Raw genomic sequence first — 26,490 nt, 5'->3', positions numbered from 1 at the left:
TCAGGTGCGCAATTGCGCACCATAGTTCGATGCTGCGCATCGCCCCGGAATGACGCCAACCATCAAGCCGCCTTCGACTCGGCCGCGAGCGAGGCGAAGGTCTTGCCTTCGGCCGCGAGCCTTTTCAGCAGAGGGGCGGGCTCGAGGCTCGGGTCGTTGGTCTCCTTGGCGTAATAGGAGAGACGATCGGCAATGTGCTTGAGGCCGACGGTGTCGGCCCAGAACATCGGGCCGCCGCGATAGATCGGCCAGCCATAGCCATAGAGCCAGACCACGTCGATGTCGGACGGGCGGGCCGCGATGCCCTCTTCGAGGATCTTCGCGCCCTCGTTGATCATCGGATACATCATGCGCTCGAGGATCTCGTCGTCGCTAACGATCCGCTTCTTGCGGCCGAGACGGAGCAGTGTCTCGTCGATCAGCTTCTCGACCTCCGGATCGGGCAGCGGCGCGCGCGAGCCTTGCTCATATTTGTAGTAGCCCTTGCCGGTCTTCTGACCGAAACGCCCGGCTTCGCACAGCGCGTCCGCGATCTCCGACTTGATGCCGCGGTCCTTGCGCGAGCGCCAGCCGATGTCGAGGCCGGCGAGATCGCCCATCGCGAACGGCCCCATCGGCATGCCGAATTTTGTAACCACAGCATCGACCTGCTGCGGCAACGCACCTTCGAACAGGAGCTTCTCGGACTGCTTGCCGCGCTGGGCCAGCATGCGGTTACCGACAAAGCCGTCGCAGACGCCGACCACCGCCGGCACCTTTGCGATCTTGCGGGCGATGCTCACCGCGGTCACCAACGCATCCGGCGCGGTCTTGTCGGCGCGGACGATCTCGCAGAGCTTCATGACGTTGGCGGGCGAGAAGAAGTGCATGCCGAGCACGTCCTGCGGACGCTTGGTCGCCTTCGCAATCTCGTCGATGTTGAGATACGAGGTGTTGGACGCAAGCACCGCGCCCGGCTTGGCGTACTGGTCGAGCTTGCCGAACACTTCCTTCTTCACCGCCATGGTCTCGAACACGGCTTCGATGACGAGGTCGGCATCGCCGACATTCTCGATCCCGACGACGCCGTTGATCAGCGCCATGCGCTTGGCCGGTGCATCCGCCGGGATGCCACCGCGCGCGGCGGTCGCTTCCCAGTTCTTCTGCATGATGCCCATGCCGCGCTTGAGCTGCTCCTCGCCGGTTTCGATCAGGGTGACGGGAACACCCGCGTTTGCAAACGACATCGCGATGCCGCCGCCCATAGTGCCGGCGCCCAGAATGGCAACACGGTTAACGGGCCGCGACTTGGTGCCTTCAGGCACGCCTGCGATCTTGTTGGCCTCGCGCTCGGCGAAGAAGGCGTAGCGCTGCGCCTTGGACTGGTCGCTGGCGACGAGCTTGAGAAAGCCCTCGCGCTCCTTCTTCAGACCTTCGTCGAACGGCAGGTCGATGGCGTAGCCGACGGCATCGGCCGCCGCGAACGGCGCTTCCAGGCCGCGCGACTTCTTGGTCATCGCGGCAACGGCGTTGGTGAAGATCGAGCGATCGGCCTTGGCCGCCGCGATCTTGGAATCATCGTCGCGCAGGCGGCGCAGTGGACGCTTCTCGGCCAGCAGTTTTCGCACAAAGGCCTCGCCGCCGGAGGCCGGGCCTTCGACGATCTCCTCGATCAGACCGTTCTTCAGCGCTTCCGCAGCACCGATGGGATCCCCGCCGACGATCATCTTGACCGCGAGCTCGGGACCGACCGCGCGCGGCAGGCGCTGGGTGCCGCCGGCGCCCGGCAACAGGCCGAGCTTCACTTCGGGCAGGCCGAGCCTGGCTTCCTTGACCGCGACGCGGAAATGACAGGCGAGCGCGACTTCGAGGCCGCCGCCGAGCGCGTTGCCGTGGATCGCAGCAACGACCGGCTTGGGCGAATTCTCGATCTCGGACAGCACGTCGTTGAGCGCGGGCGGCTTCGGCGGCTTGCCGAATTCGGTGATGTCGGCCCCGGCAATGAAGGTGCGCCCGGCGCAGGTCAGTACGATGCCCTTGATGGCGGGATCGGCGATCGCGGCCTTGACACACTCCAGGATACCACCGCGGACTGCGGCACTCAGCGCATTGACCGGAGGGCTGTTGACCGTGACGATCCCGACTTCATCATGACGCTCAAGCTTGACCACTTCGCTCACGGTTTCCCTCCTTGGTGGGGATATATACTTTTGTCGATTTCGCGGTGCGGAATTTAATTCCGCATCTTGACGGCAGGGTTATTTTGAAGCACGGACGTTGTCAACGACTCCGCGCAAGAGCAGATCAGGGATGAAGCGTACAGGAAAGAAGACTGCGACCGACCGGAATTTCGTCGTCGCGCTTTCCCGCGGGCTTGACGTATTGCGAGCTTTCCAACCGAGCGACGGACTTCTCGGCAATCAGGAGATTGCCGCCCGCACCAACCTGCCGAAGCCGACGGTTTCGCGGCTGACCTACACGTTGACGAAGCTCGGTTATCTGACGCCGGTTCCCCGTTTCGAGAAATATCAACTGGCGCCGGCCGCGATGGCGCTGGGTTACGCCGCGCTCGCCAATCTCGGCGTTCGGCATTTGTCCGAGCCGTTCCGCGAAGACATGATGCGTGCGACCGGGGGTGCCGTCGCGATCGGCGGCCGCGACCGTCACAGCATGATCTATTTCGGGCAGAGCCGCGGCAGCGAGACCGTCGGCGTTCAACTTGACGTCGGCTCGCGCGTCCCGATTGCAACCACCGCGATGGGCCGCGCCTATTTCTGGGCGCTGGGCGAGGAAGAGCGCGCCGAACTGTCCCGCGTCCTGCGCGAACATTACGGCAGCCGCTGGCCAAAGATGCGCGACGGGCTGGAGCGTTCCGGCGAGATGGTCGCCAAGCATGGCTTTGCGATCTCGGTCGGCGACTGGCACGACGACATCGGCGCGGCCGGCGTCGCGCTCAAGCTCAATGACGGAACCGGACCTTACGCGTTCAATTGTGGCGCGCCCGCATTCCGCTTCACGGAAGACCGATTGATCAACGACATTGGACCGCGTCTGCTGGCGATGGTAAGGAACATCGAAGCGGCACTGGGGGGTCTGATGTCGCTATCCAAAAAAGACGACAGCAAAAAGCTGAAACCAGGAGGGAAAGTTGCGCGTGTGGCCGAGGGGATCAGATAGCCTTTGTCAATTCAGGGAGCGGTTCGTATCGCCCCTTCGCCCACTGAATGGTGTGGGCGAGACGAGATGACGCAGGCACAGCTCGCGCAGGGGACATCGCCTCTGCTCGCCGTTCGCGACGTCAGCGTCGTGTTCGGCGGCATCGTCGCGCTTAACGGCGTGTCCTTTGACATGCACAAGGGACAGATCCTCGGATTGATCGGCCCCAACGGCGCCGGCAAGACCACGCTGTTCAATTGCCTGTCCCGCCTGTACCAGCCGTCGTCAGGCGACATCCTGATGGAAGGCGCCAGCATCCTGACGCGGCCGCCGCACCGGATCGCCGAGATCGGCATCGGCCGTACCTTCCAGAACGTGGCGCTGTTTCCGAACCTGTCGGTGATGGACAATGTCCGCGTCGGCACCCATGCCCGCACATCCTCCGACATCATCAGCGACTCGCTGCGCCTCGCCTGGATTCGCCGCGGCGAAAGCAGCGTGAACAAGAAGGTGCACGAGATCCTCGCCTATCTCGATCTCGAGGAGGTCGCCCACACCACCGTCTCCGGCCTGCCGTTCGGCACGCAGAAGCGCGTCGAACTGGCGCGGGCGCTCGCGGCCGACCCGAAGATCCTGCTGCTCGACGAGCCCGCCGGCGGCCTCAACCACGAAGAGGTCCACGTCCTCGGCGACCTCATCCGCAAAATCCGCGACGAGCGCCACATGACCGTGCTGCTGGTCGAGCACCATATGGGCCTCGTGATGTCGATCGCCGACCACGTCGTCGCGCTGAATTTCGGCAAGAAGCTCGCGGAAGGCACACCCGCCCAGGTGCAAGCGGACCCCGACGTCATCAAGGCCTATCTCGGGAGCAAGGACCAATGACTGTTCTGCTCAACGTCAAGGACCTACGCGCCTATTACGGCCAGGTCCAGGCGCTCCATGGCCTCACCTTCTCGCTCAACGAGGGCTCGCTGACGACGCTGCTGGGAGCCAACGGCGCCGGCAAGACCACGACGCTGCGCGCGATCTGCAACATGGTGCGCTCCACCGGCGGCATCGAGTTCGACGGCAAGCCGCTGAACAACCGCTCGACCGAGAGCATCGTCCGCTTCGGCATCGCCCATGTGCCGCAGGGCCGCGGCACCTTCACCACCATGACGGTGGAGGAGAATCTCCAGCTCGGGGCCATCACCCGCAAGGACAATGCCGGCATCGTCTCGGACATCGAGCGCATGTATGCGCATTTCCCTGTCTTGAAGCAGCGCCACACCCAGCAGGCCGGCACGCTCTCCGGCGGCGAGCAGCAGATGCTCGCGGTCGCGCGCGCGCTGATGCTGCGGCCGCGGCTGATGCTGCTGGACGAGCCGTCCTTTGGACTTGCGCCACTCGTCGTGCGCGACCTGTTCGGCATCCTCGGCAAGATCAACCGCGAGGACAAGGTGTCGATCCTGGTGGTCGAGCAGAACGCCCAGCTCGCGCTCGAGCTGGCCGACCAGGCCTATGTGATCGAGACCGGACGTATCGTGATGTCCGGCAATGCCAAGGACATCGCCAACAACGAAGAAATCCGCAAATCCTATCTGGGTTACTGAGGAGCCGGCACGATGGAACTGTTTACCAACCAGGTCCTGGCCGGGATTGCCACGGGCGCGATCTACGCCTGCATGGCGCTCGCGGTGGTCATGATCTACCAGGCCATCGACCATCTCAACTTCGCGCAAGGCGAGATGGCGATGTTCGCGACTTTCATCTCCTGGCAGCTGATGCAATGGGGCGTGCCCTATTGGGGTGCGTTCGCGATCACGCTGGTCCTCGCTTTTGTCGGCGGCATCGCCATCGAGCGCATCCTGTTCAAGCCGCTGGCGAAGGCGCCTGTCCTGACCAACGTCGCCGGCTTCATCGCGCTGTTTGCGATCATCAACTCCTCAGCCGGCCTGATCTGGGACTTCACCATCAAGCAATATCCGACCCCGTTCGGCTCGTCGCCGTTCCTGGGAAGCCAGCTGATCTCGACCCACCAGGCCGGGATGATCGGCGTCACCTTGCTGATGCTGGTCGGACTCTACTTCTTCTTTCAGTATACGCGGATCGGCCTCGCCATGCGCGCGGCCGCCTCAGTGCCTGAATCGGCGCGCCTGGTCGGCATCAACACGTCCTGGATGATCGCGCTGGGCTGGGGCATGGCGTCCGCGATCGGTGCAATCGCCGGCATGCTGATCGCTCCCGTCGTGTTCCTCGAGCCCAACATGATGGGCGGCGTACTGATCTACGGCTTCGCCGCGGCGGTGCTCGGCGGGCTGACCAGCCCGCTTGGCGCCGTGGTCGGCGGTTTCCTCATGGGCATTTTCGAGAATCTCGCCGGCACCTACATTCCCGGCGTCGGCAACGAGCTGAAACTCCCGATCGCGCTCGCGCTGATCATCTCCGTCCTGGTCGTCAAACCCGCTGGCCTGTTCGGCCGGCACATCGTCAAGCGAGTTTGATCATGAGCGCTGTCGAAGACGTCGTCACGGAAGCCCCGGCCGTCGAGGCCGTGCCGAAGCGAGCCATGACGCTGGGCACCGGCACATCGGTGGTGGTGCTGCTGCTCCTCCTCGTGGTGCCGGTGTTCGCGAAGAATTTCGTGATCTTCCAGCTGACTCAGCTGCTCTATCTGGGCCTCGCGGTGCTGGCGCTGAATATCCTGACCGGCGGAAGCGGCCAGTTCTCGCTCGGCCAGAGCGCGTTCTACGGCATCGGCGCCTACATCACCGCGGTGATGATGGAGCAGTTCAACATCCCCTACTTCCTCTGCCTGCCGGTCGCAGGCGTCCTTTGCTTCGGCGTGGGTTTCCTGTTCGGTCAGCCGGCGCTGCGGCTCTCCGGCGTCTATCTCGCGCTGGCGACCTTCGCGCTCGCCACCGCGATGCCGCAGCTGCTCAAGCTGAACTTCCTCGAGCCGTGGACCGGCGGCGTGCAGGGACTCGTCGTCACCAAGCCGGACGCACCGTTCGGGCTGAAGATGTCGCAGGACATGTGGCTCTATTACTTCACGCTCGTCGTCGTGCTCGCGATCTACGTCTTCTCGGTCAACTTGCTGCGTTCCCGCTCGGGGCGCGCCTTCATGGCGATCCGCGACAACGAGATCGCGGCCTCCGCCATGGGCGTCAATGTCGCGCTCTACAAGACGCTCGCCTTCGGCGTCTCCGCCGGCATCACCGGCGTTGCCGGCGGCCTCAGCGCCATCGCGGTGCAGTTCGTCGCACCCGACAGCTTCACCATCACGCTCGCGATCCAGCTGTTCCTCGGCATGGTCGTCGGCGGCGTCGGCTGGCTGCCCGGCTCGATCGTCGGTGCTGCCTTCATCATCTTCGTGCCCAACATCGCCGAGGGTATCTCCAAGGGCCTCTCCGGCGCCGTGTTCGGCGTGCTGTTGTTCCTCGTCATCTACCTCGTGCCGCATGGCGCAAGGCAGGTCGCCATCCTGGGCCAGCAATTTGCAGGCAGGCTCAGAAAGAACTGACCTCATCACCAAGACTGTCGTTTCAACCAAGGAGACCGAATTGCCTTTCGTAAGAACACTGCGAACCGCCGCACTCGTAACGGCGGTCGCCACACTCGCCTCCACCGCTGCCTTCGCCCAGAAGAAATACGACACCGGCGCGACCGATACCGAGATCAAGATCGGCAACATCATGCCGTACAGCGGTCCGGCATCGGCCTATGGCGTGATCGGCAAGACCGAAGAAGCCTATTTCAAGATGATCAACGACAAGGGCGGCATCAACGGCCGCAAGATCGTCTACGTGACCTATGACGACGGCTATTCGCCGCCGAAGGCCGTGGAGCAGGTCCGCAAGCTGGTCGAGAGCGACGAGGTGCTCGCGGTGTTCAACCCGCTCGGCACGCCTTCGAACAGCGCGATCCAGAAATACCTCAACGCCAAGAAGATCCCGCAACTGTTCGTCGCCACCGGCGCCACCAAGTGGAACGACCCGAAGAACTTCCCCTGGACCATGGGCTGGCAGCCCTCCTACCAGAGCGAAGCGCAGATCTATGCGAAATGGCTGATGAAGGAGAAGCCCGACGCCAAGGTCGCGATCCTCTATCAGAACGACGATTTCGGCAAAGACTACCTCAAGGGCACCAAGGACGGTTTCGGCGCCAAGGCTTCCTCGACGATCATCATGGAGGAAAGCTATGAGGTCTCCGAGCCGTCGATCGACGGCCACATCGTCAAGATCAAGGCCGCCAATCCCGATGTGCTGCTGATCTACACGACGCCGAAATTCGGCGCCCAGACCATCAAGAAGACCGCCGAGCTCGGCTGGAAGCCGCTGCAGATCATCACCAACGTGTCGGCCTCGGTCGGCAGCGTGATGAAGCCGGCAGGTTTCGAGGCCTCCCAGAACGTGCTGTCGGCGGCTTACGCCAAGGACGGCGCCGATCCGCGCTGGGCTGACGATGCCGGCATGAAGAAGTGGGTCGAGTTCCTCGACAAGTACATGCCCGGCGCCGACAAGACCGACTCCAGCATCGTCTATGGCTACGGTGCCGCACAGACGCTGGTCAAGGCGCTGGAACAATGCGGTGACGACCTCACCCGCGCCAATCTGATGAAGCAGGCGGCGAGCCTGAAGGATTTTACGCCGGATACGCTCTTGCCCGGCGTCAAGATCAACACCGGACCGAGCGACTTCGCCCCGATCAGCCAGTTGCAGATGCAGCGGTTCAAGGGCGAGAAGTGGGAACAATTCGGCGACATCCTGAGCGGCGACGTGGCCCCGGAATAGCGCCTCATTGCAATCATCCAAACTGACGAAGGCCCCCGCGAGCAATCGCGGGGGCTTTTTGTTGACGCCGGAGATCAATCTTGTTCAATGCGACGCCGATCCAGGTGAGGCAGGAGTGAAATGGCCGTCGTTCGATTTCAGGTTGCGGTGATTTGGGCCGCATTCGCGTTGTGCGCTGCGATGAGCAATCCCGCGCTGGCACAGAAGTCCTACGACAGCGGCGCCTCCGACACCGAAATCAAGATCGGCAACATCATGCCCTATAGCGGCCCGGCCTCTGCCTATGCCGTGATCGGCAAGGCCGAAGAGGCCTATTTCAACAAGGTCAATGCCGAGGGCGGCATCAACGGCCGCAAGATCAAATTCATCTCGTACGACGACGCCTATTCGCCGCCGAAGACGGTGGAGCAAGCCCGCAAGCTGGTCGAAAGCGACAACGTGCTGTTGATCTTCGGCTCGCTCGGCACCTCCACCAACGGCGCGATTCGCAAATACATGAACGAGAAGAAGGTGCCGCAATTGTTCGTGGCCAGCGGCGCGTCCAAGTGGAACGACCCGAAGCAATATCCCTGGACCATGGGCTGGCAGCCGAGCTACGCGAGCGAGGCGAAGATCTACGCCAAGTACATCATGAAGGAAAAGCCGGACGCGAAGATCGGCGTGCTCTACCAGAACGACGATTTCGGCAAGGACTATCTGAACGGACTGAAGGAAGGCCTGGGCGCCAAGGCCTCGATGATCGTGCTGGAGGAGTCCTACGACACCTCCGAGCCCGCGGTCGACGAGCACGTCGTAAAGCTGAAGGCCTCAGGCGCCGACGTCCTCGTCAGCATCACCACGCCGAAATTCGCGGCCCAGGCGATCAAGAAGGCGGCCGAGATCACCTGGCATCCGATGCACATCATCTCCAACGTCTCGGCTTCCGTCGGCGGCGTCATCGAGCCGGCGGGCTTCGAGATCTCGCAAGGCATTCTGTCGGCGAGCTATCTCAAGGACGGCTCCGATCCGCAATGGAATGCCGATGACGGCATGAAGAAGTTTTACGAATTCGTCGCGCAGTTTGACCCGAAAGCGAACAAGCTCGATGCCGCCGTCGCGTTCGGCTATGCCGCCGCGCAGACCATGGTGAAGGTGCTGCAGATGTGCGGCGACGACCTCACCCGCGACAACGTCATGAAGCAGGCCGCTTCGCTGAAGGACTTCGCGCCCGATACGCTGCTGCCCGGCATCAAGATCAACACTGCGCCCGACGATTTCGCCCCGATCGAGCAGCTTCAGATGATGCGTTTCAAGGGCAAGGCCTGGGAATTGTTCGGCGACATCATCTCGAGCGACGGCAACGAGCAGGGCGCACCCAAGTTGCGCAACTAGAAATCCATCTTGATCCAAAGCTCAATTACAACTGATCTTCCCCTAAGGTCGCACAAGCGCCTCACTCGCCGGAAAATTCGGCAGCATTCTTAAAGACCCCCTGAGTCGTCAATTGAGAGCGGCTCGCCGACATCTCCGCCGGCGCTTCCTCTGGCAGGGCTGACGTCGACCTCTCGCACCCTCACGCCGGTCCGCGCGCATCAGACTAAAGATGCCCCGACGCGACGCCTTCTCACGGCGCTGTTCCTTGCCGGGAATCCAGGAAGGGTATTGAATGCAGATGGAGCCGCAACGTGCTCCCAATTAGCAAAAATAGACACATTCAACCAGATCTAGGGAGATCAACATGCCTTCCGTCCACGTGCGATGGGGAGCCTTCTCGGCTGCCCTCATGCTAGCTGCAACGCTATCCACGGCTGCACTTGCGCAGAAGAAATACGACGTCGGCGCCACCGACACCGAAATCAAGATCGGCAACATCATGCCGTATAGCGGGCCGGCGTCCTCCTACAGCGTGATTGGCAAGACCGAGGCTGCCTATTTCAACAAGATCAACGCAGAAGGCGGCATCAACGGCCGCAAGATCAACTTCATCTCCTACGATGACGGCTATAGCCCGCCGAAGACGGTGGAGCAGGCGCGCAAGCTGGTCGAGAGCGACGAGGTGCTGTTCATCTTCAACTCGCTCGGCACCCCGCCGAACTCCGCCATCCACAAATACATGAACACGAAGAAGGTGCCGCAGCTCTTCGTCGCCACCGGCGCCACCAAATGGAACGATCCCAGGGAATTCCCCTGGACCATGGGCTGGCAACCCAACTACCAGAGCGAGGCACGTATCTACGCGAAGTACATCCTCGAGAACATCCCGAATGCCAAGATCGCCGTGCTCTACCAGAACGACGACTACGGGAAGGACTACCTGAAGGGTCTGAAGGACGGGCTTGGCGCCAAAGCCACCTCGATGATCGTCGCCGAGGAAAGCTACGAGACGACCGAGCCGACCATCGATTCGCACATCCTCAAGCTGAAGGCCTCCGGAGCCGACGTATTCTTCGACGCGTCAATTCCGAAGTTTGCCGCGCAGGCGATCAAGAAAATGGCCGAGATCGAATGGAAGCCGACCCACTTCCTCAACAACGTCAGTTCGTCGATCGGCGCCACGATCAAGCCGGCCGGCATCGACGCCTCGCAGGGCATCATTTCGTCTTACTATTTGAAGGATCCGACCGATCCGCAATGGAAGAACGATGCCGACTTGAAGGCGTGGAACGAGTTCCTGGACAAGTACTATCCCGAGGCCAACCGTACCGATGCGAACGTGATGTACGGTTATGCGGTTTCCCAGAGCCTGGTCCAGGTGCTGAAGCAGTGCGGAGACGACCTGACGCGCGAGAACGTCATGAAGCAGGCGGCGAACCTGCGGAATTCCAGGGTCGCCGGGCTATTGCCCGGCGTGGAGATCAACACCAGCCCGACTGATTTTGCCCCCATTTCGCAACTGCAATTGGTGCGGTTCAAGGGCAGTAGCTGGGAGCTGTTCGGCAAGGTGATCAGCGGCGACGTCAGCGGCTGAGGCCCCCCGGGCCCCTCAATGACTACTAAAGGAGCAGCCCCCGCGACCATGTCGCAGGGGCTTCTTCTTGAAGGGAACGGCTAAATCGTATTGAATTGCAGCCGCGCGGCCCAAAAACAATCAAGCCAAGAAAAAGGAGCGCACACACACCAAGAAAAATAGGGAGATTGGAATGCCCGCTGTCACCGGCAAGCTTGCAGTCGCATCATTGGCACTCGCGCTCATTGCGGCCTCGACCTCCATCGCATCGGCCCAGAAGAAATACGACACCGGCGCGACCGACACCGAGATCAAGGTCGGCAACATCATGCCCTACAGCGGACCGGCTTCCGCCTACGGCATCATCGGGCGGACCGAAGCCGCCTATTTCAAGAAGATCAACGAGGAAGGCGGCATCAACGGCCGCAAGATCAACTTCATCTCCTACGACGATGCCTATTCGCCGCCGAAGACGGTCGAGCAGGCTCGCAAGCTGGTCGAAAGCGACGAAGTGCTGTTCATCTTCAACTCGCTCGGCACGCCGCCGAACTCGGCGATCCACAAATACATGAACTCGAAGAAGGTGCCGCAGCTCCTGGTCGCGACCGGCGCCACCAAGTGGAACGATCCGAAGAACTTCCCCTGGACCATGGGCTGGCAGCCCAATTACCAGAGCGAAACGCAGATCTATGCGAAGTGGCTCTTGAAGAACAAGCCGGACGCCAAGATCGCCGTGCTGTTCCAGAACGACGATTACGGCAAGGACTATCTCAAGGGCCTGAAAGACGGCCTCGGCGCGAAGGCCGCCTCGATGATCGTTGCCGAGGAAAGCTACGAGACCTCGGAGCCGACCATCGACAGCCACATCGTCAGTCTGAAGGCGACCGGCGCCGACGTCTTCATGAACATCACGACGCCGAAATTTGCGGCGCAGGCGATCAAGAAGATCGCCGAAGTCGGCTGGAAGCCGCTGCACTTCCTCAACAACGTCTCCGGCTCGGTCGGCAGCGTGCTCAAGCCTGCAGGCTTCGAGAATGCGCAGGACATCATCTCCGCCGATTATCTGAAGGACGTGTCGGACCCGCAGTGGAAGAACGATCCCGGCATGAAGGACTTCCTCGCTTTCATGGATAAATACTTCCCCGAAGGCGACAAGCTGGACCACGGCACCATCGTCGGCTACGGCGTGGCGCAGACCCTGATCCAGATCCTGAAGCAGTGCGGCGATGATCTCACGCGCGAGAACATCATGAAGCAGGCCGCGAACCTGAAGGACTTCCGCACCGAGGTGCTGCTGCCCGGCATCCAGATCAACACCTCACCGACCGACTTTGCCCCGATCAGCCAGCTCCAGCTCGAGCGGTTCAAGGGCGAGAAGTGGGATCTGTTCGGCGACGTCCTGAGCGGCGACGTCGGCGGTTAAAAGCAATATAATATGCGACGACACCACCCCCTGCGAGATGATCGCAGGGGGTTTTGCTTTGCCTGATATCATTACGCGATTGCACAATCGAATGATGGTAAAGGCTGCTTACCCTTTCGCGCCCGATGCGCTAGGCAGGGCATGGCGACGTCCTCGCCACAGCTTTAGTCTGCTCAAGAGTTAGCCGAAAGCCATCGTCATGACCGACCGACGCCCCCTGCTCCGCGCGCTCTATGATGCCGCCGTTGCCGCCGCTCATCCGAGCACGATCCTGGCGCCGCACTTAGCTGCGGCGCCGAAGGGGCGCGTGATCTGCCTTGCCGCCGGCAAAGGCGCCGCCGCGATGGCTGCGGCCGCGGAGCGACACTATCTCGATACGCTCAAGCTCGCGCCGGAACGCCTTGTCGGCATTGCCACGACACGCCACGGCTACGGCGTGCCGACGCGCCGCATCCGCGTGGTCGAGGCCGGCCATCCCGTGCCCGACGAGGCCGGCCTCAAGGGCGCGGCCGACACGCTCGCGCTCGCGGGCGAGGCCGGCCCTGACGATCTGCTGCTGGTCCTGCTCACCGGCGGCGGTTCGGCGAACTGGATCGCACCGGTGGACGGCATCAGCTTTGCGCAGAAGCAGGCGGTCAACAAGGCGCTGCTGCGTTCGGGCGCACCGATCGGCGAGATGAACACCGTGCGCAAGCATCTCTCGCGCATCAAGGGCGGACGTCTCGCGCGCGCCGGCCAGAATGCCGCCGCGATCGTCACGCTCGCGATATCGGACGTGCCGCATGACGATCCCTCCGCAATCGCCTCGGGCCCGACCGTGCCGGATCCGACCACGCTTGCGGATGCGCGCGCGATCGTCTCGAAATACAAGCTTGCCATCGACGATGCCGTAGCCCGCGCGCTCGACGATCCCGCCAACGAAAGCGCCAAGCCTGGTGACGCGGCCTTCGCGCGCGCCTCGTTCGAGCTGATCGCACGTCCCAAGCAGTCGCTCGATGCCGCGGTGAAACTTGCCAAGGAGGCCGGCTACGAGACCATCGATCTCGGCGCCGATCTCGAGGGCGAGGCGCGCGAGGTCGCGGCCGATCACGCCAAGCTCGCGCTTGCCGCCCGCGCGCAAGGCAAGCGTGTGGCCATCCTCTCCGGCGGCGAGCTCACGGTCACCGTGCGCGGCCAGGGGCGCGGCGGCCCCAACCAGGAATACGCGCTGGCGCTCGCCGCCCTGTTGAAGGACACGCCCGACATCGCGGCGCTCGCCGGCGACACCGACGGCGCCGACGGCGGTGCCGGCCATCCCACCGATCCCGCCGGCGCGCTGATCGATGCGGCGACGTTTGCGAAGATGAAGGCGCAAGGACTTCAGCCGCAGGCGTATCTGGACAACAATGACGCGACGACATTCTTCGAGGCGACCGGCGATCTGCTGCAGCCCGGCCCGACGCTGACCAATGTGAACGACATCAGGGTGATCTTGGTGGATTGAGCCTCTTTGGTGGAGTGAGCCTCGGCGCTCCCCCTTACCGCTTGGCGCTAACGTGCTCGAGCAGCGCGAGCAAGCCCTTCAATAAGTCCGTCGGCGACGGCGGGCAGCCCTTGATGTGCAAATCCACCGGAACGGCCTCGGATACGCCACCGACGCAGGCGTAGCTGCCTCGAAAAATGCCGCCATCGATCGCGCATCCGCCAACGGCGACCACCCATTTCGGATCGGGCGTCGCGTGGTACGTTCGCTCCAGCGCCTGGCGCATGTTCTTGGTCACGGGACCCGTGACCAGCAGCACGTCGGCATGGCGCGGCGAGGCGACGAAGTGGAGGCCGAAACGTTCGATGTCGTAGAAGGCATTGGACAGCGCGTGGATCTCCAGTTCGCAGCCGTTGCAGGACCCGGCATCGACCTCGCGAATGGCAAGAGAACGCCCGAGCCTGGCCTGGGCGGCGCGGTCGACTTTCGCTGCAAGCTCCGCCAGCGCCGAGCCGTCCGGCGCCGGCGCGGGCTCGGTCAGCGAGCCATGGGTGAAACTTTCGAGCAAGGTCTTGCGCATGGGTTAGAGGTCCACGCCCGAATACGAACAGTTGAACGACTTATTGCAGATCGGGAAGTCGGCGATAATGTTGCCCTCGATCGCGGTCTCCAGCAGCGGCCACTGGAACCACGAGGCATCGCGCAAATGGCAGCGTTCGACGCGCAACTCGCCATCGAGCCGCAACCACACCAGAACGTCACCGCGGAAGGCCTCGATCAGCGCCATACCTTCGCAGGCGCCGCGACCGATCCGGGGAGGCAATGCGGTTTCGAGCCCTCCCGGCCCAAGTCGTTGGAGGATCTGTTCGATCAACGCGACGCTCTGCTCGACCTCGCGGATTCGGATCCAGACCCGTGCGTTCACGTCGCCGGCCTGCAGGACCGGCACTTCGAACGACAATGCATTGTAGGGCGCATAGGCAATCGCTTGCCGTGCATCGAAATCGCGGTCGGAGGCGCGGCCGACATAACCGCCGGCGCCGAACTGGCGCGCATATTCCGCCTTCACGATGCCAGTGGTGACGGTGCGATCCTGCAAGGACGCCGTGTTGTCATAGAGCTCGATCAGGCGCGGAAACACCTTCCGTATCTCCGCAAGCAGCACTTGTATCGCCGCAACGCCGTCCGGTGCGATGTTGCGCGACACGCCGCCGGGCACGATGACGTCCATCATCAGGCGATGGCCGAACGCATCGTTCGCGGCGCGCAAGCAGCGCTCACGCAAAATTCCGGTCTGGGCATGCATCAGCGCGAAGGAGGCGTCGTTGCAGATCGCGCCGATGTCGCCGAAATGATTGGCGAGCCGCTCCAATTCAGCCATCAGCGCCCGCAAAAGGCTCGCCTGCCTCGGCGCCACGATCTGCAGCGCCGCTTCCACGGCACAAGCAAAAGCGAACGCATAGGCGGCGGCGCTGTCGCCGGAGGTGCGGTTGGCGAGCTTCGCAGCAACCTCCAGGCTTGCGCCCTGCATCAGCGATTCGATGCCCTTGTGCGTATAACCGAGCCATTGCTCGAGCCGGACCACGTGCTCACCGTTAGCAGTGAAGCGGAAATGACCCGGCTCGATGATCCCGGCATGGACGGGACCGACCGCCACCTGGTGCAATGCCTCGCCCTCGGCCGGCAGGAACTGGTATGGCCGCACGTCGCGCGATGCGTCGCGGCCGGAGAGCGGATAGGATTTGCCCCAGACATAGTGATCGAGCCAAGGCCGCAGATCTGGCCGCAGATCGTCAGCGACTGCAGGAACAAGCCCGAACAGATCGTGGATCGTACGCTCCAGCCGAAGGGCCGGCGGATGACGGCTGGCGACGCTTGGAAATGTGCCCGCCAGACACTCGTACGTAACCACCGCGATCTCGGCGGAGCCTCCATCTAGCATCGCCATATGCACCGCGGTCGGCTCACCCCAGAAGCCAAGCAGTGTGAGGCCTCCCTCGACCAATCGATCGATCGCCGCCTGCCAGCCCGCCTCCGTCACGACTGCGCGCGGCCAAGGCCGGTGCTGCACCTCCGCAGTGACATGGGGAATGCTGTCGAGGATGCTCATCGTCTACCCCAGGAGCTTCGCGACGTTCTGGAAGCTGTTGACCAGCACCGGCGGCAGATAGATGCCGGCCATCAGCACCAATCCGAGGTGCGTGAACATCGGCACGTAAGAAGCTTCCGCGGGCGCGGTGTTGCCCTTGGGCTCGCCAAACATCACCGGGCCGATCCGCAGGAAAAGTCCGCCGAGCGCGATGATGATGCCGAGCACCAGGATCACCGTCAGCCAGGGCGCGCGGGCGAAGGTCGAGCTCACCACCAGAAACTCGCTCATGAAGATACCGAGCGGCGGCAGCCCGACGATGGCGATGACCCCGAGCATCAGGCTCCAGCCCAGCGCGGGATTGGTCACCGTGAGCCCGCCGATATCGGCGATCTTCTGTGTGCTCTTGACCTGTGCGATATGGCCCACCGCGAAGAAGATAGCCGACTTGGTCAGCGAATGCATGGTCATGTGCAACAGTCCCGCGAAGTTCGCGAGTGGCCCGCCCATGCCGAAGGCGAAGACGATGATGCCCATATGCTCGATCGAGGAATAGGCGAACATCCGCTTGATGTCGCGGCGCCGGTACAGCATCAGCGCGGCGAAGATCACCGAGATCAGGCCCATGGTCACCATCAGCGGCCCGGGCGTGATCGCCGCGGGGTTGACCGCGAGCATCAGCTTGAAGCGCAGGAGCGCATAGAGCGCGACATTAAGCAACAGCCCGGACAGCACCGCCGAGATCGGCGTCGGGCCCTCGGCATGCGCATCCGGCAGCCAGGCGTGCAGCGGTGCGAGGCCGACCTTGGTGCCGTAGCCAAGCAGAAGAAAGACGAAGGCGACGTTGAGCAGCGCCGGGTCGAACTGCGCGGCGTGCTTTACCAGCACCGTCCACACCATGCCGTCCATTCCCTCGCCAACCACGGGGCGCGCCGCCATATAGACGAGGATCGTGCCGAACAGCGCCAGCGCGATGCCGACGCTGCCGAGAATGAAGTATTTCCAGGCGGCTTCCAGCGCCTCGTGGGTGCGGTAGATGCCGACCATCAGCACGGTCGTCAGCGTCGCCATCTCGACCGCGACCCACATCAGGCCGATATTGTTGGCGATGAGCGCCAGATTCATCGCGAACATCAGCACCTGGTACATCGCGTGATAGAAGCGCAGGAAGGCCGGCGTCAGCCGTCCGATCTCGATCTCGTGGTGGATGTAGCTCGCACTGAACACCGATGCCGTGAAACCGACGAAGGTCGTCAGTACGATGAAGACCTTGTTGAGGTCGTCAAGCAGCAGATATTGCCCCGATGTCGGCTCGATCACGAACAGCAGCAGCGAGGTGAGGAAGGTCGCGAGCGCGGCAACGACGTTGAGCTTCGCCGTCAACGGATAGCCGGGCAGGATCGCGAGCAGCGCGGCCGAGAAGGCCGGGATCAGCAGGATCGCCTCGAGCGCATCGATCGTCATCGCCGCTCTCCCCTGAAGCGATCGAGCGCCTGCACGTCCACGCTGTCAAAACGTTCACGGATGCGGAACAGGAAAATGCCGATCACGATGAAGGCGATCAGCACCGAGAAGGCGACGCTGATCTCGACCACCAGCGGCATCCCCTTGGCGCCGGTTGCCGCCAACACCAGTCCGTTCTCCAGCGACATGAAGCCGACCACCTGGCTCACCGCGTTACGCCGCGTCACCATGATCAGCAGTCCAAGGAGCACCACGGAGAGCGCGAAGGCGAGATCCTCGCGCGCCAGGGCGTCGGCACCCGAGGTAACCCGCAGCATCACCACCATCGCCAGGGCAACGAGGCCGATGCCGGCCATCATGGTCAGGCCCACGCCGATCACGTTCTCGATCTCGCGGTGTATGCCAAGCCGTCTGATGATCCGATGCAGCGCCACAGGGATGATGATGGCCTTGAAGACCAGCGCGATCAGCGCCGTGACGTAGAGATGTGGCGCGTGCTGCACATAGGCCTGCCAGGCGACCGACAGCGCCAGCACACCGGCGTGCAGCGCATAGACGTTGAGTAGCGCATAGAGCCGGTCCTGGTAGAGCATCATGAAACTGGCCAGGACCAGGGAACCGGCAAGCAGATGGGCGATATCGAATTGAAGGCTGCTCATCGCTAGAGGCTCCCGGACACGAAGCGTAACAGGGTGGCGAGCAGCGCCAGCATCAGCGCCGCGCCCAGGAACTCAGGGATCCTGAATACCCGCATCTTGGCGATCGACGTCTCGAACAAGGCAAGCAGGAAACCGAGGACCACGAGCTTGCCAACATAGATCAGCGCACCAACACCCAACCTCGCCACACCTGCATCCGCGGCCGCCGTGCCCCAGGGCAGGAACACGCAGGCGATCAGGGAAACATAGAGCAGGAGCTTGAGTTGCGACGACAGGTCGACCAGCGCGAGATGTCGCCCGGAATATTCCAGGACCATCGCCTCGTGCACCATGGTGAGTTCGAGATGAGTCGCCGGATTGTCGACGGGAATACGGGCATTCTCCGCCAACGCCACGATGGTCAGCGCGACGAAGGCCATGCCAAGCGACACGCGCAGGCCGACCGCGTCCGAGTTCATGAACTCGGCGACGTAGGAGAGCTGGGTCGAGCCCGCGATCATCGCGACGGAGAAGACGGTGATCAGCATCGCAGGCTCGGCGAGCGAGGCGATCATCACCTCGCGGCTGGAGCCGATGCCGCCGAAGGCGGTGCCGACGTCCATGCCGGCGAGTGCCTGGAAGAAACGCGCGCTGCCGAGCAGTGCAATGATGGCAATGAGGTCGGCGGTCCAGGAGAACAGGAGCCCGTTGCCGAAGGTCGGCACCAGCGAGGCCGCGACCCAGGTGCCCGCGAACATCAGATAGGGAATGACGCGGAACAGCCAGGAGGCGTTGTCCGCCAGCACGACGTCCTTGCGCATCAGGCGGACAAGATCGCGATACGGCTGCAAGAGCGGCGGACCGCGCCGGCGCAACAGCCGCGCCTTCACCTTGCGGACGAAGCCGGTGAGCAATGGCGCAAGCAATAGCACGAGGCACATCTGGACGCCTTGCGAGAGCATATCGCGAAGCGCGGTCATAGCGCCACCACCAGGAGCAGCACGATCAACGCGGCGAAGACGAGCGTCAGATAGCTGCGGATGGTGAGGAATTGCAGCATATTGATGCGCTCGGTCACAACGCCGACCACCTTGGCGATCGGCGCGTAGAGCACATCCCAGATCAGGTCGCGCATATCGACGGCGAGCCGGGCCGGCGCAGGCGACAAGGGCGGCGGCATCTCGCCGATCTCGCGCGCAGCGAAAATCACGCTGCCGAACACGCGGCGGATCGGCTGCGAGAAGCTGGATGCGGAGTACTGAATCGCGGGGTTCGGATCCGGATAGCCGCAGTCCCAGGCGGGTGCGCGACGCAGGCGATCGGACGCCAGGCGATGAATGGCGGAGGCTGCGGCCATGCCGCTGAGCGCCACGAACAGCAGCACCAAGAGGCCGTTATAGGAGCTGCGGCTCTCCGCGATCGGCACGATCGTCATCCAATCCAGTCCGGTCTGGTGCGGCATGACGTTGCCGACCATGGCCTTGCTCACCGGCGCGAGCGCGTCGATGAAGAGGCCGGGCAGGATGCCGGCGACGAGACAGAGAGCGGCGAGCGCGAACATCGCTACGAGCGAGAAGCGATCCGTCTCGTGCGCGGATGCGGCGACGTCCGAACGGGGACGGCCGAGAAAGCTAATGCCGTAGAGTTTGACGAAACAAGCGGCGGCGAAGGCAGCGGCCAGCGCCAGCAGTCCGCCGACCGCAGGGACGATCAGCTTCAATCCCCAGTTCGGCAGTTGCGGCGAGAGCAGGATGGCCTGAAAGGTCAACCATTCCGAAACGAAGCCATTGAACGGCGGCAAGGCCGAGATCGCGACGCAACCGACCAGCATGACGAACGCCGTCTTCGGCATGCGATGGATCAGCCCGCCGAGCTTCTCCATGTCGCGCTCGCCGGTGACTTCCAGCACCGCACCGGCGCCGAAGAACAGCAGGCTCTTGAACAGCGCGTGATTGAAAACGTGCAGCAGCGCCGCAGTGAGGGCGAGCGCGGCGACCCAATCGAGCCCCTGCGCCTTGAAGGCGAGCGCTAGCCCAAGGCCGGTGAAGATGATTCCGATATTCTCGATGGTCGAATAAGCGAGCAGGCGCTTGATGTCGCGCTGCATGAGTGCATAGAGCACCCCCAGCGTCGCGGTCGGCCCCCCGACCAAGAGCACCACCACGCTCCACCACCAGACCGGCTCCGGCAGCAGGTCGAACACGATGCGGACGAAGCCGTAGACCGCGACCTTGGTCATAACGCCGCTCATCAGGCCGGAGACGTGGCTGGGCGCGGCGGGATGGGCGAGCGGCAGCCAGGCATGCAGAGGCACCAGGCCCGCCTTGGAGCCGGCGCCCAGCAACGCGAGGATCATCACCGTTCCGGCCAGCGCCGCGGACGGATGCGAGGCGCGGATCGCGTCGAAATCGTAACCGGCGCCGCTTGCCAGCAGGCCGAAGGCGAGCAACAGCGTCAGCGTGCCGAAGCTTGCCATCAGCAGATAGACATAGCCGGCGCGAACGTTCTCGGCCTCGCGGTGATGCGACACGACAAGCGCCCAAGAGGTCAGTGACATGAATTCCCAGGCGACCAGAAAGCTGAAGGCGTCGTTGGCCAGCACGACGGTGTTCATGCCGGCGAGATAGGCAGGATAGAACGGCAGCACGCGGCCGGGCGACTCCTCGTGGCTCCCATAGCCCACCGCGAACAGGCTCGCCGCCGCGCCGCCGAGATTGACGACGACGAGGAAAAAGGCGGACAGGGCATCGAGCCGGAAATGGGCACCGAGCCAGGGCAGGCCGATCGGCAGTGTCGCGCTCGGCGTCATCTGAGGGAAATAAAGCAGATGCGCCAGCGCCGTGACACAGAGCGTCGATGTGGTGAGCAGGCATCCGCCGTAAAGGATGACCGAGCCGCGCGGGCGCGTCGACAGCACGACTCCCGCAAGCGCCAGCGCCAGCAGGACCGCCACTGACCATAACGCCACGGCGATCATGGCCACTCCTCGATGATGATTTGCGCTCCCGTCGTCATCGCTATTGGCCGCCTGCGCTCGGGGGTGGAGACTTCAGCCGCACACCGCGGCCCCCGGAGCCCGACACCGCGCCCTCGGCGATCAGTTCGATGCCGGCAACCGACAGCGCCTCGACCAGCTTCACCAGGGAATCGACATTGCCGCGGATGACGCCTTCAGAGGCCTCCATGCGCTGGATCGTTGGCAGCGACAGCGAACACCGTTGCGCGAGTTCGCGCTGGTCAATCCTGAGCAAGGCACGGGCGGCCCGAAGCTGCGCGGCGGTGATCACGGGGCGAATGTCCGTGGCAGTTACAGTGATTGAGCGAGCTTAAGGCATGCAAAATGATGTTTCAAGCATCATTTTGCATATGCAGCGCGTCATTCCGTTTCGCGTTCTCGGAAACTTGGGCCCTCGCACTTCGCCACCATCAGGTCCGAGGGCGCGCCCTGTTCGCCTCAAAATTCGTTGGCAATCTTCGAGAGCATCTCGAGTAGGGCTTCGCGGTTCGACTGCCCCAGCAGCTCCTTCAGCCGCGACTCGTGCTTGGTCGCGACGAGCTTTTTCGCCCGGGTCAGCACGGCCTTGCCCTTGTCGGTCAGGACCAGGATGTGCGAGCGGCGGTCGTTGGTGGAGCGGATCCGGGCGCAGAGGTCGCGGCTCTCGAGATTGTCGAGCAGGGCGACGAAGTTCGGCCGGAGGATGCCGAGGGTGGAGGCGATCTCGGTCTGGTTACGACCGGGGTTCTTTTCGACCAGCAGCAGCACCGAGAACTGCGCCGGCGTCAGTTGGAGCGAGGCCATGCAGCGCAGGAAGTTCTCGAACACCTTGAGTTGCGCCCGCTTCAACACGTAGCCGAGCTGTTCGGAGAGCTCGCCGAGCTGGAGGGCTTCGGCAGGACCTTGACTTTGCCCCTCGGGGGCGTCCTTGCGGCCCTTGGTCGCGTCGGACGCCTTTTCGGAGGACTTTTCAGCGGTTTTGGAAACGGTCATCGCCTCGTGCTCGTAATCCCGCTAAATTCGGGTCGGGTCGTTCGCCCGCCCTTGATGTTATATTTGATAATTGTTATGGACCATATCAAATATCGTCAGCGTATTTCAATGGCTGTGAGGGGACCATCCACCGCAATTGCGGAGCCCGGTCCCTAATCAAGGGGGAGCGTCCGGTCTTGAACACCACTATCATGCTGTTCCTGCTGCAGGACGGCATCACCAATGGCGCGATCTATGCGCTGCTCGGCCTGGCGCTGGTGCTGGTCTTCGCCGTCACCCGCGTCATCCTCATCCCCCAGGGCGAATTTGTCACCTATGGCGCGCTGACTTATGCCTCGCTCGCCTCGGGCCAGATGCCGGGCACGGCCAAGTTGGCGCTGGCGATGGGCATCGTGGCCTGCGCCTTCGACCTGTTCGTGGCCCGCAAGGCGCTGCACGGCCGGCTGATCCTGCGCAGCGTCCTCGCCAATGTGGTGCTGCCGGCCATCGTGCTGGCGCTGACGATCAGCTTCGCGGCACAAAAGCCGCCGGTCGCAGTCTGCATCGCGCTGTCGCTGGTGATCGTCGCGATGATCGGCCTCTATCTCTACCGCATCGCATTCCAGCCGCTGGCCCACACCTCGGTGCTGGTGCTGCTGATCGCCTCGGTCGGCACGCACCTCGCACTCCAAGGCCTCGGCCTGTTGTTCTTCGGCGCCGAGGGGCAGCGCGGACCGGCGGTGCTCTCTGGCTCTTTCACCGCGGGCGCCCTGCGCTTCACTGGCCAGAGCCTCACGGTCTACGGCATCACCATCGCCTTCATCGTCGGGCTCTGGCTGTTCTTCGGCTTGACGCTCTATGGCAAGGCGCTACGCGCCACCGCCGTCAATCGCCTGGGCGCCCGGCTCGCCGGCATCCGCACCACGCTGTCGGGGCAGATCGCTTTCCTGCTGGCCTCCGTCATCGGCGCGCTGTCGGGCATCATGATCGTGCCGATCACGACGCTCTATTACGACAGTGGCTTCCTGATCGGCCTGAAGGGCTTTGTCGCCGCGATCATCGGCGGCCTCGTCAGCTATCCGCTCACGGCGGTCGCGGCCCTGTTCGTCGGCATCGTCGAGGCGTTCTCGTCGTTCTATGCCTCCAACTACAAGGAGGTGATCGTGTTCATGCTCCTGATCCCCGTGCTGCTGCTGCGCTCGCTTGCGGCGCCAGCGGTCGAGGAAGAGAAGGACTGAGCACGATGCAAAGCCGGCTTCCCATCCTCGTCTTCGCTACTGTCATGGCGGCGATCCCGTTCATTCCGGGCATGCCGCCGTTCTGGATCGTGCTGCTCGACAATATCGGCCTTTCGGCACTGGTCGCGATGGGCCTCGTGCTGCTCACCGGCGTCGGCGGCCTCACCTCGTTCGGCCAGGCCGCCTTTGTCGGCTTCGGCGCCTACACCACGGCGCTACTGACGACGGCGTACGGCCTGTCGCCCTGGCTGACCTTGCCGCTGTCACTGCTGGTCAGCGGTCTGCTGGCGGTGCTGCTCGGCCTCGTCACCGTCCGCCTCTCCGGCCATTATCTGCCGCTCGGCACGCTGGCCTGGGGCCTCGGCCTGTTCTACCTGTTCAGCAAGCTCGAATTCCTCGGGCGCAACGACGGCATCTCGGCGATCCCGCCACTGTCGATCGGCACGTTCAAGATGCTCTCGCCGGGCTCGATCTATTTTGCGATCTGGGTCGCGGTGATCCTCTCGGCGCTGCTGACGATGAACCTTCTGGACTCCCGCACCGGCCGCGCCATCCGCGCGCTGCGCCGTGGCCATGTCGCAGCCGAAGCTTTCGGCGTGCACACGCCGCGGGCGAAGATGCTGGTCTTCATCCACGCCGCCGTGCTCGCCGGCCTCTCCGGCTGGCTCTACGCCCATCTCCAGCGCGCGGTGAATCCGACGCCGTTCGGAGCGCAGGCCGGCATCGAATATCTCTTCATCGCGGTGGTTGGCGGCGCCGGCTATGTCTGGGGCGGCGTGCTGGGCGCGGCGATCGTCGTGATCCTGAAAGAGGTGCTGCAGAGCTATCTGCCGCTGATCCTGCCCGGCTCGGGTCAGGTCGAGACCATCGTGTTCGGCATCATGCTGGTGGCGCTGCTCCAGCTTGCGCCCGGCGGCGTCTGGCCCTGGCTGATGTCGTTCCTGCCTGAACGCACGGGCGGGAAGAAGCCCGACGCCTCGCTGAAGCTGGAGCAGCGCCTGCGCGCATCCGGTGAGGGCGGCGTTCTGCTCCAGGTCGAGAAAGCGCGAAAGCAGTTCGGCGGCGTGGTTGCGGTCAACAACGTCTCCTTCGACGTCCAGGCCCGCGAGATCGTCGCACTGATCGGGCCGAACGGCGCCGGCAAGAGCACCACCTTCAACCTGATCACCGGCGTGCTGTCGGCTACCTCTGGCTCGATCTCGGTGCTCGGCAAGAAGGTCGATCGCGCGCCGCCGCAGGAGATCGTCAAGCTCGGCATCAGCAGGACGTTTCAGCATGTCAAGCTGGTGCCCGATATGACCGTGCTGGAGAACGTCGCCATCGGCGCGCATCTGCGCGGCCATTCGGGACCCCTGTCTTCGATGCTGCGGCTCGACCGCGCCGATGAGGCAAAACTGCTGGCTGAAGCCGCCCGCCAGATCGAACGCGTCGGTTTGGCGGACCAGATGCATCAGCTCGCAGGCAGCCTCTCGCTCGGCCAGCAGCGCATCGTCGAGATCGCGCGGGCGCTGTGCGTCGACCCGATGCTGCTGCTGCTCGACGAGCCCGCCGCGGGCCTGCGCCACATGGAGAAGCAGCAGCTCGCCAAGCTGCTGCGCGACTTGCGCGACGGCGGCATGTCCGTCCTTCTGGTCGAGCACGACATGGGCTTCGTAATGAACCTCGCCGACCGCATCGTGGTGCTCGATTTCGGCACCAAGATCGCGGAAGGCACGCCTGCCACGATCAAGACCAATCCCGAAGTGATCAAGGCCTATCTCGGAGTGGCGGCATGAGCGCGCTGTTGTCAGTCACCGACGCGCATGTCGCCTATGGCAAGGTCGAGGCCGTGCGCTCGGTTGGGCTCGAAGTGGGCCAGAACGAGATCGTCACCATCGTCGGCGCCAACGGCGCGGGGAAGACCACGCTGCTGTCGGCGATCATGGGCATCCTGCCGCTGAAGGGCCGCGTGACCTTTGCCGGGCGGGACCTTGCCCGGCTCGACATCGAGGACCGCGTTGCGATGGGCCTCGGTCTCGTGCCTGAACATCGCGAATTGTTCGTCACCATGAATGTCGAGGACAATCTCGAGCTCGGCGCCTTCCGGATCGAGAAGAGCCGGGCCAAGGCCTCGATCGAGCGGATTTACACGCTGTTTCCGCGCCTCAAGGAGCGGCGCAAGCAGCTCGCCGGCACCTTGTCCGGCGGCGAGCAGCAGATGCTGGCGATGGGGCGTGCGCTAATGGGCGCGCCGAAATTGCTGATGCTGGACGAGCCGAGCCTCGGCCTCGCGCCGATCATCGTCGCCGACATCTTCCGCATCGTCACCGAGCTCAAGGCCAGCGGCGTCTCGGTGCTGCTGGTCGAGCAGAACGCGCAGGCCGCGCTGAAGATCGCGGACCACGCCTATGTGATGGAGCTCGGCGAGTTCGTGCTCAGCGGCAAGGCCAGCGACATTGCGGCGAACGAGCGGGTGGCGGCGAGCTATCTCGGCTTCCAGCACGAAGGCGAAAGCGCGATCTAGCTTGCTATTTGAGCATGATCTGTCCGGAAAACCGCTGCACACTTTTCCGGATCATGCTCGCTGCGCAGTCCGCACAAAGCCCCAGGCGGCGATCGCGGCCATCAGCAGCGAGATCAGAACGTTGTAGCCGGCGAGCGAGAGACCGAGGAAGCGCCACTGCACCTCGTCGCAGCGCACCACCTTGACGGTGTCGAGCCGGGACAACAGATCGCCGGCACTGCCGAGGTTGACGACCGGGCCGGAGCAATCGGTCGGCCCCTTCCAGAACCCCCATTCGACGCCGGAATGGTAGGTGCCGAGGCCCGCATTGGCGAGCGCCGCCAAAGTGAGGATCGCCAGCCCTGCCAGCAGCAGCGGCCGCGGCGCGCCGCTCCGCGCGGCGAGCACCGTGAGCAGGCCGAGCGGGATCGCGAGATAATAGGCATAGCGCTGCTCGAGGCAGAGCGGACAGGGCAGGATCTCCAGCACCAGCTGGAAGAACCAGGCGCCCGCGATCGTCGCTGCCGCGATCAGGGTGACGGCCAGCGAGGCGGTCAGCGCGGGGCCACCGACAGCGGGGCGAAACGCAGGTATTGCGGCACTCTGGGTCGTCACGGCGGTCTCTCCGGCAGGAGCTTCGGTTTAAGGCTCTAACCCCGGCCCAGGTCCCTGTCGAGAACGGCGGGGATCACTTTGGCGCGGGTTGACCCCGTCTTTCCCATGGCTATAGTCCGCCGGCTTCGCGACGCCCTCCTTCCGGAGGGGCCGACCGAGGGCCCCTGTGGCGGAACTGGTAGACGCGCTCGACTCAAAATCGAGTTCCGCAAGGAGTGCTGGTTCGATTCCGGCCAGGGGCACCACGCTTCGCCCGTTGGGCTTCGCGTGGCGCAG

At 63.6% G+C, this 26,490-nt stretch carries 23 protein-coding genes and 1 tRNA gene; 14 read left to right on the top strand and 10 right to left on the bottom strand.

All coding sequences use genetic code 11. The annotated features are described in order from the left end of the window. Nucleotides 1–62 precede the first annotated feature (62 nt). A complete protein-coding gene (locus Q0687_RS09750; RefSeq protein WP_298875192.1) occupies nt 63–2,159 on the bottom strand; it encodes a 3-hydroxyacyl-CoA dehydrogenase NAD-binding domain-containing protein in 2,097 nt (698 codons plus the stop codon). Nucleotides 2,160–2,289: 130 nt separating this feature from the next. Between Q0687_RS09750 and Q0687_RS09745 the strand changes: the two genes are divergently transcribed. From Q0687_RS09745 to Q0687_RS09700, 10 genes are all read left to right on the top strand, one after another. Then, nucleotides 2,290–3,156 (top strand): IclR family transcriptional regulator, encoded by an 867-nt coding sequence (locus tag Q0687_RS09745; RefSeq protein ID WP_298875190.1) that lies wholly within the window; start codon nt 2,290–2,292, stop codon nt 3,154–3,156. Between the two features lie 66 nt (nt 3,157–3,222). Further along, nucleotides 3,223–4,020, top strand: a complete 798-nt coding sequence (locus tag Q0687_RS09740; protein WP_298875189.1) for an ABC transporter ATP-binding protein — start codon at nt 3,223–3,225, stop codon at nt 4,018–4,020. After that, nucleotides 4,017–4,730 (top strand): ABC transporter ATP-binding protein, encoded by a 714-nt coding sequence (locus Q0687_RS09735; RefSeq protein ID WP_298875186.1) that lies wholly within the window; start codon nt 4,017–4,019, stop codon nt 4,728–4,730. The genes Q0687_RS09740 and Q0687_RS09735 overlap by 4 nt, the downstream gene beginning before the upstream one ends. Nucleotides 4,731–4,742: 12 nt before the next feature. Continuing rightward, nucleotides 4,743–5,621, top strand: a complete 879-nt coding sequence (locus Q0687_RS09730) for a branched-chain amino acid ABC transporter permease (RefSeq protein ID WP_298875183.1) — start codon at nt 4,743–4,745, stop codon at nt 5,619–5,621. A 2-nt stretch (nt 5,622–5,623) separates the two neighbouring features. Further along, entirely contained in the window at nt 5,624–6,640 is a 1,017-nt protein-coding gene (locus tag Q0687_RS09725; protein ID WP_298875180.1) for a branched-chain amino acid ABC transporter permease, read from the top strand. Nucleotides 6,641–6,680: 40 nt separating this feature from the next. Further along, a complete protein-coding gene (locus tag Q0687_RS09720; RefSeq protein ID WP_298875178.1) occupies nt 6,681–7,910 on the top strand; it encodes an ABC transporter substrate-binding protein in 1,230 nt (409 codons plus the stop codon). A 120-nt stretch (nt 7,911–8,030) separates the two neighbouring features. Then, nucleotides 8,031–9,281, top strand: coding sequence for an ABC transporter substrate-binding protein (locus Q0687_RS09715; RefSeq protein WP_298875177.1), 1,251 nt, complete (start codon nt 8,031–8,033; stop codon nt 9,279–9,281). 346 nt (nt 9,282–9,627) lie between these two features. Then, entirely contained in the window at nt 9,628–10,857 is a 1,230-nt protein-coding gene (locus Q0687_RS09710) for an ABC transporter substrate-binding protein (RefSeq protein WP_298875175.1), read from the top strand. Nucleotides 10,858–11,029: 172 nt separating this feature from the next. Next, complete coding sequence (locus Q0687_RS09705; protein ID WP_298875170.1) at nt 11,030–12,259, top strand: ABC transporter substrate-binding protein; 1,230 nt, start codon at nt 11,030–11,032, stop codon at nt 12,257–12,259. Nucleotides 12,260–12,458: 199 nt separating this feature from the next. Continuing rightward, complete coding sequence (locus tag Q0687_RS09700) at nt 12,459–13,742, top strand: glycerate kinase (protein ID WP_298875167.1); 1,284 nt, start codon at nt 12,459–12,461, stop codon at nt 13,740–13,742. A 34-nt stretch (nt 13,743–13,776) separates the two neighbouring features. Here the strand turns inward: Q0687_RS09700 and nuoB are convergent, their stop codons facing one another. The 8 genes from nuoB to Q0687_RS09660 form a co-directional block, all read right to left on the bottom strand. Further along, nucleotides 13,777–14,301 (bottom strand): NADH-quinone oxidoreductase subunit NuoB, encoded by a 525-nt coding sequence (nuoB, locus tag Q0687_RS09695; protein ID WP_298875164.1) that lies wholly within the window; start codon nt 14,299–14,301, stop codon nt 13,777–13,779. Between the two features lie 3 nt (nt 14,302–14,304). Beyond that, nucleotides 14,305–15,831 carry a hydrogenase expression protein HypE gene (locus tag Q0687_RS09690; RefSeq protein ID WP_298875161.1) on the bottom strand — a complete coding sequence of 509 codons (1,527 nt, stop codon included), beginning with the start codon at nt 15,829–15,831 and terminating at the stop codon, nt 14,305–14,307. Between the two features lie 3 nt (nt 15,832–15,834). Beyond that, nucleotides 15,835–17,274, bottom strand: a complete 1,440-nt coding sequence (locus tag Q0687_RS09685; RefSeq protein WP_298875158.1) for a hydrogenase 4 subunit F — start codon at nt 17,272–17,274, stop codon at nt 15,835–15,837. Then, nucleotides 17,271–17,933: a hydrogenase-4 component E gene (locus tag Q0687_RS09680; RefSeq protein WP_298875155.1), complete on the bottom strand. Its 663-nt coding sequence runs from the start codon at nt 17,931–17,933 to the stop codon at nt 17,271–17,273. Before Q0687_RS09680 ends, Q0687_RS09685 begins: the two co-directional genes overlap by 4 nt. A 2-nt stretch (nt 17,934–17,935) precedes the next feature. Continuing rightward, a complete protein-coding gene (locus Q0687_RS09675) occupies nt 17,936–18,892 on the bottom strand; it encodes an NADH-quinone oxidoreductase subunit H (RefSeq protein ID WP_298875153.1) in 957 nt (318 codons plus the stop codon). Continuing rightward, entirely contained in the window at nt 18,889–20,889 is a 2,001-nt protein-coding gene (gene hyfB / locus Q0687_RS09670; protein ID WP_298875151.1) for a hydrogenase 4 subunit B, read from the bottom strand. Before hyfB ends, Q0687_RS09675 begins: the two co-directional genes overlap by 4 nt. A 40-nt stretch (nt 20,890–20,929) precedes the next feature. After that, nucleotides 20,930–21,199, bottom strand: a complete 270-nt coding sequence (locus Q0687_RS09665; RefSeq protein ID WP_298875148.1) for a helix-turn-helix transcriptional regulator — start codon at nt 21,197–21,199, stop codon at nt 20,930–20,932. 167 nt (nt 21,200–21,366) lie between these two features. Beyond that, complete coding sequence (locus tag Q0687_RS09660; RefSeq protein WP_298875145.1) at nt 21,367–21,900, bottom strand: MarR family transcriptional regulator; 534 nt, start codon at nt 21,898–21,900, stop codon at nt 21,367–21,369. Nucleotides 21,901–22,076: 176 nt separating this feature from the next. Between Q0687_RS09660 and Q0687_RS09655 the strand changes: the two genes are divergently transcribed. From Q0687_RS09655 to Q0687_RS09645, 3 genes are read left to right on the top strand one after another with little or no spacing between them, the layout of a single operon-like run. After that, nucleotides 22,077–23,117 carry a branched-chain amino acid ABC transporter permease gene (locus tag Q0687_RS09655; protein ID WP_298875142.1) on the top strand — a complete coding sequence of 347 codons (1,041 nt, stop codon included), beginning with the start codon at nt 22,077–22,079 and terminating at the stop codon, nt 23,115–23,117. A gap of 5 nt (nt 23,118–23,122) precedes the next feature. Continuing rightward, the gene (locus tag Q0687_RS09650) at nt 23,123–24,892 is read left to right on the top strand and encodes a branched-chain amino acid ABC transporter ATP-binding protein/permease (RefSeq protein ID WP_298875139.1); all 1,770 of its coding nucleotides are present in this window, start codon (nt 23,123–23,125) and stop codon (nt 24,890–24,892) included. After that, nucleotides 24,889–25,620, top strand: a complete 732-nt coding sequence (locus Q0687_RS09645) for an ABC transporter ATP-binding protein (protein ID WP_298875136.1) — start codon at nt 24,889–24,891, stop codon at nt 25,618–25,620. The genes Q0687_RS09650 and Q0687_RS09645 overlap by 4 nt, the downstream gene beginning before the upstream one ends. A gap of 51 nt (nt 25,621–25,671) precedes the next feature. Here the strand turns inward: Q0687_RS09645 and Q0687_RS09640 are convergent, their stop codons facing one another. Continuing rightward, nucleotides 25,672–26,214 carry a disulfide bond formation protein B gene (locus Q0687_RS09640; protein WP_298875134.1) on the bottom strand — a complete coding sequence of 181 codons (543 nt, stop codon included), beginning with the start codon at nt 26,212–26,214 and terminating at the stop codon, nt 25,672–25,674. Nucleotides 26,215–26,374: 160 nt separating this feature from the next. Between Q0687_RS09640 and Q0687_RS09635 the strand changes: the two genes are divergently transcribed. Beyond that, nucleotides 26,375–26,459: transfer RNA gene (locus tag Q0687_RS09635), tRNA-Leu, on the top strand. Nucleotides 26,460–26,490 lie beyond the last annotated feature (31 nt).

This window comes from uncultured Bradyrhizobium sp. (assembly GCF_936928535.1).
GTDB lineage: Bacteria > Pseudomonadota > Alphaproteobacteria > Rhizobiales > Xanthobacteraceae > Bradyrhizobium.
Note: the sequence above shows the minus strand (reverse complement) of the source record. Positions and strands in the feature narration are given on the sequence as shown.

Bases quoted from the DNA above. Each gene is read 5' to 3' on its own strand.
- Q0687_RS09710 (WP_298875175.1), top strand. From the start codon at position 9,628: ATGCCTTCCGTCCACGTGCGATGGGGAGCCTTCTCGGCTGCCCTCATG.
- Q0687_RS09725 (WP_298875180.1), top strand. From the start codon at position 5,624: ATGAGCGCTGTCGAAGACGTCGTCACGGAAGCCCCGGCCGTCGAGGCC.
- Q0687_RS09700 (WP_298875167.1), top strand. From the start codon at position 12,459: ATGACCGACCGACGCCCCCTGCTCCGCGCGCTCTATGATGCCGCCGTT.
- Q0687_RS09690 (WP_298875161.1), bottom strand. From the start codon at position 15,831: ATGAGCATCCTCGACAGCATTCCCCATGTCACTGCGGAGGTGCAGCAC.
- hyfB (WP_298875151.1), bottom strand. From the start codon at position 20,889: ATGATCGCCGTGGCGTTATGGTCAGTGGCGGTCCTGCTGGCGCTGGCG.
- Q0687_RS09660 (WP_298875145.1), bottom strand. From the start codon at position 21,900: ATGACCGTTTCCAAAACCGCTGAAAAGTCCTCCGAAAAGGCGTCCGAC.
- Q0687_RS09745 (WP_298875190.1), top strand. From the start codon at position 2,290: ATGAAGCGTACAGGAAAGAAGACTGCGACCGACCGGAATTTCGTCGTC.
- Q0687_RS09730 (WP_298875183.1), top strand. From the start codon at position 4,743: ATGGAACTGTTTACCAACCAGGTCCTGGCCGGGATTGCCACGGGCGCG.
- Q0687_RS09650 (WP_298875139.1), top strand. From the start codon at position 23,123: ATGCAAAGCCGGCTTCCCATCCTCGTCTTCGCTACTGTCATGGCGGCG.
- Q0687_RS09715 (WP_298875177.1), top strand. From the start codon at position 8,031: ATGGCCGTCGTTCGATTTCAGGTTGCGGTGATTTGGGCCGCATTCGCG.
- Q0687_RS09740 (WP_298875189.1), top strand. From the start codon at position 3,223: ATGACGCAGGCACAGCTCGCGCAGGGGACATCGCCTCTGCTCGCCGTT.
- nuoB (WP_298875164.1), bottom strand. From the start codon at position 14,301: ATGCGCAAGACCTTGCTCGAAAGTTTCACCCATGGCTCGCTGACCGAG.
- Q0687_RS09735 (WP_298875186.1), top strand. From the start codon at position 4,017: ATGACTGTTCTGCTCAACGTCAAGGACCTACGCGCCTATTACGGCCAG.
- Q0687_RS09645 (WP_298875136.1), top strand. From the start codon at position 24,889: ATGAGCGCGCTGTTGTCAGTCACCGACGCGCATGTCGCCTATGGCAAG.
- Q0687_RS09685 (WP_298875158.1), bottom strand. From the start codon at position 17,274: ATGACGATCGATGCGCTCGAGGCGATCCTGCTGATCCCGGCCTTCTCG.
- Q0687_RS09675 (WP_298875153.1), bottom strand. From the start codon at position 18,892: ATGACCGCGCTTCGCGATATGCTCTCGCAAGGCGTCCAGATGTGCCTC.
- Q0687_RS09705 (WP_298875170.1), top strand. From the start codon at position 11,030: ATGCCCGCTGTCACCGGCAAGCTTGCAGTCGCATCATTGGCACTCGCG.
- Q0687_RS09680 (WP_298875155.1), bottom strand. From the start codon at position 17,933: ATGAGCAGCCTTCAATTCGATATCGCCCATCTGCTTGCCGGTTCCCTG.